11 protein-coding genes and 1 pseudogene are annotated in these 14511 nt (G+C 76.5%); all 12 read left to right on the top strand.

All coding sequences use genetic code 11. The annotated features are described in order from the left end of the window. Positions 1-88: 88 nt before the first annotated feature. The 12 genes and pseudogenes from pheS to tyrS all read left to right on the top strand — a co-directional run bounded on the left by pheS (position 89) and on the right by tyrS (position 14149). A complete protein-coding gene (gene pheS / locus ACRYMY_RS15550; RefSeq protein WP_432548139.1) occupies positions 89-1243 on the top strand; it encodes a phenylalanine--tRNA ligase subunit alpha in 1155 nt (384 codons plus the stop codon). After that, positions 1243-3816 (top strand): phenylalanine--tRNA ligase subunit beta, encoded by a 2574-nt coding sequence (gene pheT, locus ACRYMY_RS15545; protein ID WP_432548138.1) that lies wholly within the window; start codon positions 1243-1245, stop codon positions 3814-3816. Before pheS ends, pheT begins: the two co-directional genes overlap by 1 nt. Continuing rightward, the gene (locus ACRYMY_RS15540) at positions 3809-4654 is read left to right on the top strand and encodes an SDR family NAD(P)-dependent oxidoreductase (protein WP_432548137.1); all 846 of its coding nucleotides are present in this window, start codon (positions 3809-3811) and stop codon (positions 4652-4654) included. Before pheT ends, ACRYMY_RS15540 begins: the two co-directional genes overlap by 8 nt. 39 nt (positions 4655-4693) lie before the next feature. Continuing rightward, a complete protein-coding gene (argC, locus tag ACRYMY_RS15535) occupies positions 4694-5758 on the top strand; it encodes an N-acetyl-gamma-glutamyl-phosphate reductase (RefSeq protein WP_432548162.1) in 1065 nt (354 codons plus the stop codon). Beyond that, positions 5755-6906 carry a bifunctional glutamate N-acetyltransferase/amino-acid acetyltransferase ArgJ gene (gene argJ, locus ACRYMY_RS15530; RefSeq protein WP_432548136.1) on the top strand — a complete coding sequence of 384 codons (1152 nt, stop codon included), beginning with the start codon at positions 5755-5757 and terminating at the stop codon, positions 6904-6906. Before argC ends, argJ begins: the two co-directional genes overlap by 4 nt. 8 nt (positions 6907-6914) lie before the next feature. Beyond that, positions 6915-7838 carry an acetylglutamate kinase gene (gene argB, locus ACRYMY_RS15525; protein WP_432548161.1) on the top strand — a complete coding sequence of 308 codons (924 nt, stop codon included), beginning with the start codon at positions 6915-6917 and terminating at the stop codon, positions 7836-7838. Beyond that, positions 7835-9127 carry an acetylornithine transaminase gene (locus ACRYMY_RS15520; protein WP_432548135.1) on the top strand — a complete coding sequence of 431 codons (1293 nt, stop codon included), beginning with the start codon at positions 7835-7837 and terminating at the stop codon, positions 9125-9127. The genes argB and ACRYMY_RS15520 overlap by 4 nt, the downstream gene beginning before the upstream one ends. Further along, positions 9124-10050 carry an ornithine carbamoyltransferase gene (argF, locus tag ACRYMY_RS15515; RefSeq protein ID WP_432548134.1) on the top strand — a complete coding sequence of 309 codons (927 nt, stop codon included), beginning with the start codon at positions 9124-9126 and terminating at the stop codon, positions 10048-10050. The genes ACRYMY_RS15520 and argF overlap by 4 nt, the downstream gene beginning before the upstream one ends. Next, positions 10047-10559 (top strand): annotated as a pseudogene (locus tag ACRYMY_RS15510) (arginine repressor); the annotation flags it as partial. The gene argF and the pseudogene ACRYMY_RS15510, both read left to right, overlap by 4 nt. Positions 10560-10675: 116 nt before the next feature. Further along, on the top strand, positions 10676-12139 hold the full coding sequence (argH, locus tag ACRYMY_RS15505) for an argininosuccinate lyase (protein ID WP_432548133.1): 1464 nt from the start codon (positions 10676-10678) through the stop codon (positions 12137-12139). Further along, positions 12124-12795, top strand: a complete 672-nt coding sequence (locus ACRYMY_RS15500) for a DNA-3-methyladenine glycosylase (protein WP_432548132.1) — start codon at positions 12124-12126, stop codon at positions 12793-12795. The genes argH and ACRYMY_RS15500 overlap by 16 nt, the downstream gene beginning before the upstream one ends. An 85-nt stretch (positions 12796-12880) precedes the next feature. Further along, the gene (tyrS, locus tag ACRYMY_RS15495; RefSeq protein WP_432548131.1) at positions 12881-14149 is read left to right on the top strand and encodes a tyrosine--tRNA ligase; all 1269 of its coding nucleotides are present in this window, start codon (positions 12881-12883) and stop codon (positions 14147-14149) included. Positions 14150-14511: the final 362 nt, after the last annotated feature.

The following is a 14511-nucleotide window of genomic DNA, read 5'->3' as shown; positions in this document are numbered from 1 at the left end:
TGGGACGGGCCCCGCCCGCGCCGTCTGGGAGGATCACCGCCGCGGGCCCGCCCGCACCGCGCATCGGCGAGACACGAGGACGGAGCGCATGCCCGCAGAGCAGGACCCGGCAGCCCGGGCCGCAGGAGCCGTGGCCGAGGAGGCCGTGCAGCAGGCCATCGACGCGGCGCTGGCCGCCGTGGCCGGTGCCGCCGACCTGGACGAGCTGAAGGCCGTGCGCGTCGCGCACGCCGGCGACCGCAGCCCCCTGGCGCTGGCCAACCGGGAGATCGGCGCCCTGCCCGGCCCGGAGAAGGCCGCCGCCGGCAAGCGCGTGGGCACCGCCCGCGGCCGCTTGAACCAGGCCCTCGCCGCCCGCACCGAGCTCCTGCGCGCGCAGGAGGAGGAGCGCGCCCTGCGCGCGGAGGTCGTCGACGTCACCCTGCCGGCGCGCCGGCCCGAGCGCGGTGCCCGCCACCCGCTGCCGCTGCTGATGGAGCGCGTGGCGGACGTGTTCACCGCGATGGGCTGGGAGGTCGCCGAGGGTCCCGAGGTCGAGGCCGAGTGGTTCAACTTCGACGCGCTGAACTTCGACGCCGACCACCCGGCCCGGCAGATGCAGGACACCTTCTACGTCGCCGACGAGCGCGGCGGGGCCGGTTCGGGCCTGGTGCTGCGCACCCACACCTCCCCGGTGCAGGCGCGCTCGCTGCTGACCCGCGGGGTGCCGCTGTACGTGGTCTGCCCGGGCAAGGTGTTCCGCACCGACGAGCTGGACGCCACGCACACGCCGGTGTTCCACCAGCTGGAGGGCATCGCGGTCGACGAGGGCCTGACGATGGCGCACCTGAAGGGCACGCTGGACCACTTCGCCCGCGCGATGTTCGGCGACGCCGTCGAGACCCGCTGGCGCCCGGCGTTCTTCCCGTTCACCGAGCCCAGCGCCGAGCTGGACCTGCGCTTCTCCCTGGGCCGGGAGGCCGAGCGCGGCTGGATCGAGTGGGGCGGGTGCGGGATGGTCAACCCGAACGTGCTGCGCGCGTGCGGGATCGACCCGGAGCGCTACCGGGGCTTCGCCTTCGGGATGGGGATCGAGCGGACCCTGATGTTCCGCAACGGGGTGACGGACATGCGCGACATGGTGGAGGGCGACGTGCGGTTCAGCCGGGCGTTCGGCGTGGAGGACCTCTCGGCGTCGGGGGTGGCCGACGTCCTCGGCGGCCGCGTCCCGGCCGCCGCCGGCGAGGGGCAGGACGAGCTCTGATGCGGGTGCCCCTGAGCTGGCTGGCCGAGCACGTCGACCTCGAGCCCGGCGCGCGCGGCGCGGACGTGGCCGCGGCCCTGGTGCGGGTGGGCCTGGAGGAGGAGGGCGTGCACACCTCCGACGTGACGGGCCCGCTCGTCGTCGGCCGCGTGCTCGACCTCGTGCCCGAGCCGCAGAAGAACGGCAAGACGGTCAACTGGTGCCACGTCGACGTCGGCCCCGAGCACAACGGCCCCGACGGGCACCGCGGCATCGTCTGCGGCGCGCACAACTTCACCGCCGGCGACGCCGTCGTGGTCGCGCTGCCGGGCGCGGTGCTGCCCGGCGGCTTCGCCATCGCCGCGCGCAAGACCTACGGGCACGTCTCGGACGGGATGATCTGCTCGGCCAGGGAGCTGGGCCTGGGCGCGGACCACTCCGGGATCATCGTCCTCGAGCGCCACCTGCCCGGCGCGGAGCTCACCCCGGGGCAGGACGCGCTGGCGCTGCTGGGCCTGGACGAGGAGGTCGTCGAGGTCAACGTCACCCCGGACCGCGGCTACTGCTTCAGCGTGCGCGGCATCGCCCGCGAGTACGCGCACGGCACCCGCCGCCCCGTCGCCCAGGTGTTCCGCGACCCGGTCGCCGTCGACGTGCCGACCCCGTCCGGACCCGGTCACCCGGTGCGCCTGGCCGACGACGCGCCGGTGCGCGGCGTGGTCGGCTGCGACCGGTTCGTCGCCCGCGTGGTGCGCGGCATCGACCCCTCCGCCCCGACGCCGCGGTTCGTCGCCGACCGGGTCCGGCAGGCCGGCATGCGCTCGATCTCGCTGGCCGTGGACGTGACGAACTACCTCATGCTGGAGACCGGCCAGCCGCTGCACGCCTACGACCTGGCGGAGCTGCAGGGCGAGCTGGTGGTGCGCCGCGCCCGCGCGGGGGAGCGGCTGACCACCCTCGACGACGTCGAGCGGGTGCTGGACCCCGAGGACCTGCTCATCACCGACGAGGCGCCCGGCGACCCCTCCACCTCGCGGGTGCTCTCGCTGGCCGGCGTCATGGGCGGTGCGAGCACCGAGGTGTCGGCGGCGACCACGGACGTGCTCGTGGAGGCGGCGCACTTCTCGCCCGTCTCGGTCGCGCGCACCGCCCGCCGGCACAAGCTGCACACCGAGGGCGCCAAGCGCTGGGAGCGCGGCGTGGACCCGGCGATGACCGCGCAGGTGGCCGAGCTGGCGGTGCGCCTGCTCGTCGAGCACGGCGGCGGCACCGCCGACCCGACGGCCACCGACGTCGTCGTCCCGGGCGCCCCGGGCGCCCCGGCCGCGCTGACGGTGCCGGTGTCCTTCGCCGAGCGGGTCGTGGGCACGCCGTTCACCGAGCGCGAGGTCGTCGGCGCTCTCGAGGAGATCGGCTGCACCGTGACGGCGGACGGCGCGGACCTCGCGGTCGTGCCGCCGAGCTGGCGCCCGGACCTGGCCCAGCCGGTGGACCTGGTGGAGGAGGTCGCGCGCCTGCGCGGCTACGACACCATCCCCTCGGTGCTGCCGGCCGCCCCGGCCGGGCGGGGCCTGACCGCCGGGCAGCGAGCGCGGCGCTCGGCGGCGCGAGCGCTGGCCGACGACGGCTTCGTGGAGGTGCTGTCCTACCCGTTCGTGGCCGCGTCCGTGCACGACACGCAGGGCCTGCCCGCCGACGACCCGCGCCGCTCGGCGCTGCGGCTGGCGAACCCGCTGTCGGAGCAGCAGCCGCTGATGCGCACCAGCGTGCTGGACTCGCTGGTGGAGGTGGTGCGCCGCAACGTCTCGCGGGGTCTGCGCGACCTGGCGCTGGTGGAGTTCGGCAGCGTGACCCACCCGGTGGCCGGCACCGGTCCGGCCCCGCTGCCGGGCGTGGACGGGCGCCCGGGCGAGGAGGAGCTGGCCGCCCTGCTGGCCGCGGTGCCGGCGCAGCCGCTGCACGTGGCCGGCGTGCTCACCGGCGCCCGTCGCCCGCCGGGCGCGGCCGCCGACGGTTTCGCCCGCGGTGGCGAGCCGGTGCTGTGGGCCGACGCGGTCGACGCGGTGCGCACGGTCGCGGCGGCGCTGGGCGTGGAGGTGGTCGTCGAGGCCGCCGAGCACGCGCCGTGGCACCCGGGCCGGTGCGCGCGGGTGAGCACCGCGGCGGGGCACCTCGTCGGCCACGCCGGCGAGCTGCACCCGGCGGCGCTGGCCGCGCTGGAGCTGCCCGCGCGCTCGGCGGCCTTCGAGCTGGACCTGGACGTCCTGCTGGCGCAGGTCGGCGCGCCCCCGCAGGTGGCGCAGCTGTCCGGGTACCCGGCGGCCACCCAGGACGTCGCGCTGGTGGTGGCGGAGGGCGTCGCCGCGGCCGCGGTCGAGGCCGCGCTGCGCGAGGGGGCCGGCGAGCTGCTGGAGGACGTGCGCCTGTTCGACGTCTACACCGGCGCGCAGGTCGGCGAGGGCCGCAAGTCGCTGGCCTACGCGCTGCGCTTCCGGGCGCCGGACCGCACCCTGACGGCGGAGGAGGCCAGCGCCGCCCGCGAGGCGGCGGTGGCCGAGGCCTCCCGCCGCACCGGGGCGGTGCAGCGTGCGTGACGCCGGGTCCGGCAGCGCGGCCGGGGGCGTCGCCCTGGTCACCGGCGCCTCGCGCGGCATCGGCCGCGAGCTGGTGCTGGGCCTGGCCGCGGCGGGGTGGTCGGTGGGGGCGCTCGCGCGGGACGCGCAGGCGCTGGACGCGCTCGTGGAGGAGGTCGCCGACCGGTGCCGCCGGACGGGGTCCGGCGGCCGCGCGGTGGCGACCGTCCTGGACGTCACCGACGTGGCCGCGGTGCCGGCGGCGGTGGTGGCCCTGGAGGCCGAGCTGGGCGGCACCGACCTGCTGGTGAACTGCGCCGGGCGCATCGAGGCCGACGAGGTGCCGGTGTGGGAGGCGGACCTGGACCAGGTGCGCGCGGTGCTGGAGGCCAACGTGCTGGGGCCGTTCGCGCTGGTGCGGGCCGTGGTCCCGGGGATGGTCGCGCGCGGCGGCGGGCGGGTGGTCGACCTCAGCTCGGGCGCGGCGCACAAGGACTCCGGCCTGCACGCGGCGTACGGGGCCAGCAAGGCGGCGGTGTTCCGCCTGGGCGGGGCGGTCGCCGCGGCCGGTGCCGAGCACGGGGTCCGCGCCTTCGAGCTCTCGCCCGGGGTGGTGCGCACGGCGATGTCGCAGGGCATGGCCCAGCACGCCGGGCGCACGGAGTGGACCGACCCGGCCGACGTCGTGGCGATGGTCCTGGCCCTCGGGCGCGGGGACCTGGACGCGTTCTCGGGCCGGTTCCTGCGCGTGGGCGCGGACACGCCCGCCTCGCTGGCGGCCGCGGCGGCCCGCGGCCTGGACGCGCGGGCCCGTCGTCTGGACGTGGTGCCGTGGGGGCCGGACGACCCGCTGGCCTGACCCCGGATCCTGCATGAGCACGCGGTGACGTGTATGGTCATGCACATGATCTCGAACGGGCGGCTCAAGGTCGCCGTCGCGGGCGCCAGCGGGTACGCGGGCGGTGAGCTGCTGCGGCTGCTGCTGGGCCACCCGCAGGTCGAGCTGGGCGCCCTGACCGGCGCCTCCAACGCCGGCACGGCCCTGGGCGAGCTGCAGCCGCACCTGCACCCGCTGGCCGACCGCGTCCTGCAGCCCACCGCGCCTGAGGTCCTCGCGGGCCACGACGTCGTGCTCCTCGCGCTGCCGCACGGGGCGTCCGCGGACGTGGCCGCGGCCCTGGGCGAGGACGTGCTCGTCGTCGACTGCGGTGCCGACCACCGGCTGAGCGACCCCGCCGCGTGGGAGCGCTTCTACGGCACCCCGCACGCCGGGACCTGGCCCTACGGCCTGCCCGAGCTGCCGCTGGCCGGCGGCGGCCGCCAGCGCGAGCGGCTGCGCGGGGCGCGCCGGATCGCCGTCCCCGGCTGCTACCCGACCGCCGTCAGCCTGGCCCTGGCCCCCGGCTTCGCCGCCGGGCTGCTGGCCGGCGAGGACGTCGTCGTCGTCGCCGCCTCGGGCACCTCCGGGGCCGGCAAGAGCCTCAAGCCGCACCTGCTGGGCGCGGAGGTCATGGGGTCGATGAGCCCGTACGGCGTGGGGGGCTCGCACCGGCACACCCCCGAGGTGGAGCAGAACCTCGCCGCCGCGGGCGGCGGGGAGGTCACCGTCTCCTTCACCCCGACGCTGGCGCCGATGGCCCGCGGCATCCTCGCCACCTGCACCGCGCGCCTGGCGCCCGGCGCCGACCCGGGCGCGGTGCGCACGGCCTGGGCCGACGCGTACGCCGACGAGCCGTTCGTGCACCTGCTGCCCGAGGGCCGCTGGCCCAGCACCGCCGCGGTGCTCGGCAGCAACGCGGTGACCCTCCAGGTGACCGTCGACGAGCGCGCCGGGCGCGTCCTCGTCGTGGCCGCCGTCGACAACCTCACCAAGGGCACCGCGGGAGGAGCCGTGCAGAGCGTGAACGTCGCCCTGGACCTGCCGGAGACGACGGGCCTGCCGGCCACGGGGGTGGCCCCGTGAGCGTCACCGCCGCCGCCGGCTTCCGCGCCGCGGGCGTCACCGCCGGGCTGAAGGCCTCCGGCCGCCCCGACGTGGCCCTCGTCGTCAACGACGGCCCCCTGGACGCCGCCGCCGCCGTCTACACCGGCAACCGGTGCAAGGCGCACCCGGTGCTGTGGAGCGAGCGGGCCAGCGCCGACGGGCGCGTGCGCGCCGTGGTGCTGAACTCCGGCGGCGCGAACTGCTTCACCGGCCCGGAGGGCTTCCAGACCACTCACGCGACCGCCGAGCTCGTCGGCGAGCTCGTCGGCTGCGGCGCCGCCGACGTCGTCGTCTGCTCCACCGGCCTCATCGGCGTGCCGCTGGACCGCGAGCGGGTGCTGGCCGGCACCCGCGCCGCCCACGCCCAGCTCGACCCGGACGGCGGCTCGCCCGCCGCCACGGCGATCATGACGACCGACACCGTCTCCAAGCAGGCGCTCGTGCACGGCGACGGGTTCGTCGTGGGCGGCATGGCCAAGGGCGCGGGCATGCTCGCGCCGGGCCTGGCGACGATGCTGGTCGTCCTGACCACCGACGCGGCCGCGAGCGTGCAGGACCTCGACCGCGCGCTGCGCGCCGCGACGCGCACCACGTTCGACCGCGTGGACTCCGACGGCTGCACGTCGACCAACGACACGGTCGTCCTGCTCGCCAGCGGCGCCTCCGGCGCGACGCCGGAGCCCGCGGCCCTGGACGAGGCCGTGCGCGCGGTGTGCGCGCAGCTGGCCCGGATGCTCGTGGCCGACGCCGAGGGCGCCGAGCACGACATCGCCGTCGAGGTCGTCGGCGCGGCCAGCGAGGACGACGCGGTGGAGGTGGCCCGCTCGATCGCGCGCAACAACCTGTTCAAGACCGCGGTGTTCGGCCGCGACCCCAACTGGGGCCGCGTGATGGCCGCCGTCGGCACGACGGGTGCCGCGTTCGAGCCGGCGGCGCTGGACGTCTCGCTCAACGGCGTCGCCGTGTGCGTGGGCGGCGCCCCGCACGCCGACCCGTCCGGTGTCGACCTCGCCCCGCGCGAGGTCCACGTGCTGGTCGACCTGCACGCCGGGGACGCGAGCGCCACGGTGTGGACGAACGACCTGACGCACGCCTACGTGCACGAGAACAGCGCCTACTCGACGTGAGCGGACCCGTGGACCCCGAGAACCCCGCGACCACCGACCCGCGCGACCTGTCGCCCACCGACAAGGCCGGCGTCCTCGTCGAGGCGCTGCCGTGGCTGCAGCGCTGGCGCGGCGCCCTCGTCGTCGTCAAGTACGGCGGCAACGCCATGGTCGACGACGACCTCAAGCGCGCGTTCGCCGAGGACGTCGTCTTCCTGCGCACCGCCGGCCTGCGGCCGGTCGTCGTGCACGGCGGCGGCCCGCAGATCTCGGCGATGCTGGACCGCCTGGACATCCCCAGCGAGTTCCGCGGCGGGCTGCGGGTGACGACGCCCGAGGCGATGGACGTGGTGCGGATGGTCCTGACCGGCCAGGTCGGCCGCGAGCTGGTCGGCCTGCTCAACGCCCACGGGCCGCTGGCCGTCGGGCTGTCCGGGGAGGACGCCGGGCTGCTGCGCGCGCGCCGCCGCCCCGCCCTGGTCGACGGCGAGCCGGTCGACGTGGGCCTGGTCGGCGACGTCGTGGAGGTGGACCCGCGGGCGGTCACCGACCTGCTGGACGCCGGGCGCATCCCCGTCGTGTCCACGGTCGCCCCCGAGGTCGACGACGACGGCGCGCTCGTGCCCGGCTCGGTCCTCAACGTCAACGCGGACACGGCCGCCTCGGCGATCGCCGTCGCGCTGGGCGCGCAGAAGTTCGTCGTCATGACGGACGTGGCCGGGCTGTACCGGGACTGGCCGGACACGAGCTCCCTCGTCAGCGAGATCAGCGCGGCGGAGCTGGCGGACCTGCTGCCGTCGCTGCAGTCCGGGATGGTCCCCAAGATGGAGGCGTGCCTGCGGGCCGTGCGCGGCGGGGTGCCGCGCGCGACGGTCATCGACGGCCGGCTCGCGCACTCGGTGCTGCTGGAGGTCTTCACGACCTCCGGCAACGGCACGATGGTCGTGCCGTGAGAGGGGGAGCGGTGGAGGTCGAGCGCGCTGCGCAGGAGGCGGGGGTCGACGCCCTGCCGGTCGCCGAGGGCGGCGCGGAGGCCTGGCTGGCCCGCTACTCCTCCTCGGTCATGGGCACCTACGGGGTGCCGCAGCGCGTCCTGGTGCGCGGGGAGGGCTGCTGGGTCTGGGACGCCGACGGCAAGCGCTACCTGGACCTGCTGGCCGGGATCGCCACCAACGCCCTGGGGCACGCGCACCCGCTGCTGGTGGCCGCGGTCACCTCGCAGCTGGCGACGCTGGGGCACGTGTCGAACTTCTTCGCCACCGTCCCGCAGGTGGCGCTGGCCGAGCGGCTGCTGCAGGTGGCGCGCGCCCCGGAGGGCTCGCGGGTGTTCTTCTGCAACTCCGGCGCCGAGGCCAACGAGGCGGCGTTCAAGATGGCCCGCCGCACCGGCCGCACGAAGATCGTCGCGGCGGTCGACGGGTTCCACGGCCGCACGCTGGGCGCGCTGGCGCTGACCCACAAGCAGGCCTACCGGGCGCCGTTCGAGCCGCTGCCCGGCGGCGTGGAGCACGTGCCCTACGGCGACGTCGGCGCGCTGGGGCGCGCCGTGGACGGCGCCACGGCCGCGGTGTTCCTGGAACCCGTGCAGGGCGAGGGCGGTGTCACGCCGGCGCCGCCGGGCTACCTGGAGGCCGCCCGGAGCATCACGCGGACGCACGGCGCCCTGCTGGTGCTGGACGAGGTGCAGACGGGGATCGGTCGCTGCGGCGAGTGGTTCGCCCACCAGGCCAGCGAGCACGGCGGCGTCGTCCCGGACGTCCTGACGAGCGCCAAGGGCCTGGGCGGCGGCGTGCCCGTCGGTGCCGCGATCGCCTTCGGCGAGCGCACCGCGGCGCTGCTGGGCGCCGGCCAGCACGGCACGACGTTCGGGGGCAACCCCGTGGCGGCCGCGGCGGGCCTGGCCACGCTGCACGCGATCGAGCGCGACGGCGTGCTGGAGCACGTGCGCCGCACGGGTCGGCACCTGCGCGCCGGCGTGGAGGCGCTGGGCCACCCGCTCGTGGCGGGGGTGCGCGGGGCGGGCCTGCTGCTGGGGATCGGCCTGGCCGAGCCGGTCGCCGCGGCCGTGGCCCGGCACGCGCTGGCCGCCGGGTTCATCGTCAACGCGGTGCGCCCGGACACCGTCCGGATCGCCCCGCCGCTCGTCCTGACCACCGACCAGGCGGACCTGTTCACGGCCGCGCTGCCCGCGCTGCTGGACGCCGCCCGGGCGGAGACCACCACCGCAGGAGGAACCCCGTGACCGTCCGGCACTTCCTCGCCGACGACGACCTGACGCCCGCCGAGCAGGCCGAGGTCCTCTCCCTGGCCGCCCGGCTGAAGGCCGACCGCTTCGCCGAACGGCCCCTGGAGGGCCCGCGCACGGTCGCTCTGCTGTTCGACAAGCCGTCCACGCGCACCCGGGTGTCCTTCTCGGTCGGCGTGGCCGAGCTGGGCGGCGTCCCCCTGGTGCTGGAGGCCGCCGGCTCGCAGCTGGGCCGCGGCGAGCCGGTCGCCGACACCGCCCGGGTCCTGGAGCGGCAGGTCGCGGCGATCGTGTGGCGCACCTCGGCGCAGAGCGGGCTGGAGGAGATGGCCGCCCACTCGCGGGTGCCCGTCGTGAACTCCCTGTCGGACCTGTTCCACCCCTGCCAGGTGCTGGCCGACCTGCTGACGGTCGCCGAGCACCGCGGCGACCTGGCCGGGCGCACGCTGGCCTACGTCGGCGACGGCGCCAACAACATGGCCCACTCGTACCTGCTGGGCGGGGCGACGGCCGGTCTGCACGTGCGCGTCGGCACCCCGGCCACCGACCTGCCCGACCCGGGCGTGGTGCGCCGGGCGCAGGAGGTGGCCGCCCGCACCGGCGGGTCGGTGCGCGTGCTGCACGACGCGACCGCGGCCGTCGAGGGCGCGGACGTCGTGGCCACCGACACCTGGGTGAGCATGGGTCAGGACTCCGCGGGCGCCGAGCGCTTCGCCCCCTTCGCCCTCACGAGCGAGCTGCTGGCCGCGGCCGCTCCGGACGCGGTCGTCCTGCACTGCCTGCCCGCCTACCGCGGCAAGGAGGTCGACGCGGAGGTCATCGACGGCCCGCGCTCGCTGGTGTGGGACGAGGCGGAGAACCGGCTGCACGCGCAGAAGGCGCTGCTGGTCTGGCTGCTCGAGCGCTCGCGCCGCGCGTGAGCGAGGCGTCGGCCCGCGCCGCCGGCGCGGGCACCAAGGCGTTCCGCCACGACCGCATCGCCGCCGTGCTGGCCCGGCGACCGGTGCGCTCGCAGACCGAGCTGGCCGCCCACCTGGCCGAGGAGGGCGTCGCGGTCACGCAGGCCACGCTGTCGCGCGACCTCGTCGAGCTCGGCGCCGTCAAGGTGCGTGACGGCGAGCGCGGGCTGGTGTACGCGCTGCCCGCCGAGGGCGGCGACCGCACCCCGCGCAGCGGGGTCGGGCAGGAGGTCCTGGACGCCCGCCTGGCCCGCTGGTGCGAGGAGCTGCTCGTCTCGGCGGAGGCGTCGGCGAACCTCGTGGTGCTGCGCACCCCGCCGGGGGCCGCGCAGTTCCTGGCCTCCGCGGTGGACCACTCCGTCCTGCCGTCGCTGCTGGGCACCATCGCCGGCGACGACACCGTGCTGGTCATCTGCCGCGACCCGGACGGCGGTCCCGCCGTCGCCGAGCGCTTCCTGGCCCTGGCCCGCCGGGACGCCGCTACGGGTGCGGCAGACTCCCCGGCGGCCGACCACCTGGTCAGCGACGACGTCGGCACCGACGACGTGGACACCGACGACCTGGACACCGACGACGAGGAGCGACCGTGACGCAGCACCAGGCCCCCGCACCCGGGCCGGGCACCGCCGGGGAGAAGGGCCTGTGGGGCGGGCGGTTCGCGACCGGCCCGGCGGCCGCGATGGCGGCGCTGTCGAAGTCCACCCACTTCGACTTCCGCCTGGCGCGCTACGACCTGGCGGGCTCGCGCGCCCACGCCCGCGTCCTGCGCGCCGCCGGCCTGCTCGACGAGGCGACCCTGGCGGCGCTGCTGGCGGGCCTGGACGCGCTGGAGGCCGACGTCGTCTCGGGCGCCTTCACCGCCGCCGAGGACGACGAGGACGTGCACTCCGCGCTGGAGCGCGGCCTGCTGGAGCGCACCGGCCCGGAGGTCGGTGGGCGGCTGCGCGCGGGCCGCTCGCGCAACGACCAGATCGCCACGCTGCTGCGGATGTTCCTGCGCGACCACGCGCGCGTCGTGGCGGCGGGGGTCCTGGACGTCGTGGAGGCCCTGTGCGACCAGGCCGCGGCCCACCCCGGGGCGGCGCTGCCCGGGCGCACGCACCTGCAGCACGCCCAGCCCGTCCTGCTGGCCCACCACCTGCTGGCGCACGCCTGGCCGCTGCTGCGGGACGTGGCGCGCCTGCGCGACTGGGACGTGCGCGCCGGCGTCTCGCCGTACGGCTCGGGCGCGCTGGCGGGTTCTTCCCTGGGCCTGGACCCGGCGGCCGTGGCCCGCGAGCTGGGGTTCACCGCCAGCGTGGAGAACTCCATCGACGGCACGGCCTCGCGCGACGTGGCCGCGGAGTTCGCCTTCGTCGCCGCGATGATCGGCGTGGACCTGTCGCGGATCTCCGAGGAGGTCATCGCCTGGGCGACGAAGGAGTTCTCCTTCGTCACGCTCGACGACGCCTGGTCGACGGGGTCGAGCATCATGCCGCAGAAGAAGAACCCCGACGTCGCCGAGCTGGCGCGCGGGAAGGCGGGCCGGCTGATCGGCGACCTGGCGGGGCTGCTGGCCACGCTCAAGGGCCTGCCGCTGGCGTACAACCGGGACCTGCAGGAGGACAAGGAACCGGTCTTCGACGCGGTCGACACCCTGGAGGTCCTGCTCCCGGCCGTCGCGGGGATGGTCGGCACGCTGCGCTTCCACACGGACCGGATGGCCGAGCTGGCCCCGCTGGGCTTCGCGCTGGCCACGGACGTCGCCGAGTGGCTGGTGCGCCGGGGCGTGCCCTTCCGCGAGGCGCACGTGGTGGCCGGCGCCTGCGTGCGCCGCTGCGAGGAGCGCTCGGCGGCCGAGGGCGTCGGCGTGGAGCTGTGGGACCTCACCGACGACGACCTCGCCGGCGTCTCCCCGCACCTGACGCCCGAGGTCCGCTCCGTCCTGAGCCTGGAGGGGTCGCTGTCCTCGCGCGACGGGGTCGGCGGCACGGCGCCCGTCCGGGTCGCGGAGCAGCTGGCGGCGGCGCGCGCGGCGCTCGCGGAGCACCGGGCGTGGCTGACGAGCTGACGGACGGGGGGGCCGGCCCGGCGCCGGGCGCCCTGCCTCGCGCGTTCTTCGACCGCGACGTGCTCGTCGTGGCGCGCGACCTGCTGGGCCGGGTGGTCCGCCACCGCACCGAGGAGGGCGCGGTGGCGGTCCGCCTCACGGAGGTGGAGGCCTACGCCGGGCCGCTGGACCCCGGCTCGCACGCCTACCGCGGTCGCACGCCGCGCACGGCGGTGATGTTCGGCCCCCCGGGGCACGCCTACGTCTACTTCTCGTACGGCGTGCACTGGTGCGCCAACCTCGTCTGCGGTCCGGAGGGGACGGCCTCGGCGGTGCTCCTGCGCGCCGGTGAGGTCGTGGAGGGGCTCGAGCTGGCCCGCGCGCGCCGTGCGACGGCCCGGCGCGACGCCGACCTGGCGCGCGGGCCGGCGCGGCTGACGGGGGCGCTCGGGCTGGACCGCGCGCAGGACGGCGCCGACGTGTGCGCGGGCGGGCCGCTGCACGTCCTGGCCGGTGACCCGGTGGGCGACGACGTCGTGCGGTGGGGGCCGCGCGTGGGGGTGTCCGGGCCGGGCGGGGCGACGGAGTGGCGGGCGCGGGTCGAGGGCGACCCGACGGTCTCGGCGTACCGGGCCGCGGTGCCGCGCCGGCCCCGCCGCGCCCGGCCGGACGCCTGAGGTCGACCGCGGACCGTGGCACGCTGTCCGGCGGGCGACGGGCGCCCGCCCGGCGGTGCCGGGAACAGGCGAGGAGAGCAGAGTCGTGAGCGACGTCTGGGAGGAACTGCAGTGGCGGGGCCTGGTGGCGCAGTCCACCGACGAGGCCGCGCTGCGTCAGGCTCTGGCGGACGGGCCGCTCACGTACTACGTGGGCTTCGACCCGACCGCGGCCAGCCTGCACGTGGGTCACCTGGTGCAGGTGCTGACCGCGCGGCGGCTGCAGCTGGCCGGGCACCGGCCGCTGGTGCTGGTGGGCGGGGCGACGGGCCTGGTGGGGGACCCGCGCGCCAGCGCGGAGCGGGTGATGAACGACCCGGAGGTCGTCGCCGGCTGGGTGGGGCGCCTGCAGGGGCAGATCGCGCCGTTCCTGGACTTCGAGGGTCCGGCCGCGGCGACGATGGTGGACAACCTGGAGTGGACGTCGCAGATGACGGCCATCGAGCTGCTGCGGGACGTCGGCAAGCACTTCAGCGTCAACCGGATGCTGGACCGCGAGGCCGTCGCCAAGCGGCTGGCCACGACGGGCATCAGCTTCACCGAGTTCAGCTACGTGCTGCTGCAGTCCAACGACTACCTGCAGCTGCACCGCCGGCACGGGTGCTCGCTGCAGCTGGGCGGCTCGGACCAGTGGGGGAACATCACCGCCGGCTGCGAGCTGGTCCGCCGGGTCGACCGCGCCACGGTCCACGCGCTGGCCACGCCGCTCCTGACCAAGGCGGACGGCACCAAGTTCGGCAAGACGGAGTCGGGCGCGGTGTGGCTGGACCCGGAGCTGACGAGCCCGTACGCCTTCCACCAGTTCTGGCTCAACGCCGAGGACGCCCAGGTGGAGGGCTACCTCAAGGCCTTCTCCTTCCGGTCCCGCGAGGAGATCACCGAGCTGGGGCGGCAGGCCCGCGAGGAGCCGAGGGCCCGCGCCGCCCAGCGGGCGCTGGCGCACGACGTCACCGTCCTGGTCCACGGCGAGGACGCCGCTCGCGCCGCCGAGGAGGCGGCGGCAGCGCTCTTCGGCGGGGGTGACCTGGCCGAGGTGGACGCGGCGACCCTGGCGGCCGCCCTGGCGGAGCTGCCCACGGCCGAGCCGGCCTCCCGGGAGGTGCCGCTGGCCCAGCTGTTCGCCGAGACGGGTCTGGTGGCCAGCCGCTCGGCGGCGCGCCGGACGATCGCCGAGGGCGGCGCGTACGTCAACAACGTCAAGGTCGCCGAGGCGGACGCCACCCTGGCGGACGTGCAGCTGCTGCACGGGCGCTGGGCCGTGCTGCGCCGTGGCCGCAAGGCCCTCGCCGCGGCGTCGATCCCGTTGCCGCAGTAGGGGATCGGTCCGGGGGGTGCCGCGGATTTGCTCCGCGGCCCCCCGGGCGTCTACTGTTCTTCATGTCGCCGCGAGCGGGGGCAGCACGGAGGGCCGGGAGGCCTGACGAGCGGCCCGCAGCGAGAGGCGGCGCCGGACAGCCTCAGACATGGTCTTCTACGGCCGCTGAAGAGGTTATGATGGGGAAGTTGTCCCTGTGGAGGTCCACTCGATGAGTGGTCGTCCCAGGCGTGACGTCCGGTTCTTGAGAACTCAACAGTGTGCCAAGTGTTGATGCCAATGTTGTAACCCCCGTGGTCATCGGCGTGCTTTGTGTGCGTGTGGTGGTCGTGGGTTTTCCTTTGGTGTTGTCCCCTTCCCTC

This window comes from Kineococcus haloalkalitolerans, assembly GCF_050871905.1.
Lineage (GTDB): Bacteria > Actinomycetota > Actinomycetes > Actinomycetales > Kineococcaceae > Kineococcus.
The sequence above is the reverse complement of the archived record's forward strand: the minus strand, read 5'-3'. Positions and strand labels throughout refer to the sequence as shown.

Excerpts from the sequence above, each read along its gene's own strand:
- pheT (WP_432548138.1), top strand. The coding sequence starts at position 1,243 with ATGCGGGTGCCCCTGAGCTGGCTGGCCGAGCACGTCGACCTCGAGCCC.
- argC (WP_432548162.1), top strand. The coding sequence starts at position 4,694 with ATGCACATGATCTCGAACGGGCGGCTCAAGGTCGCCGTCGCGGGCGCC.
- pheS (WP_432548139.1), top strand. The coding sequence starts at position 89 with ATGCCCGCAGAGCAGGACCCGGCAGCCCGGGCCGCAGGAGCCGTGGCC.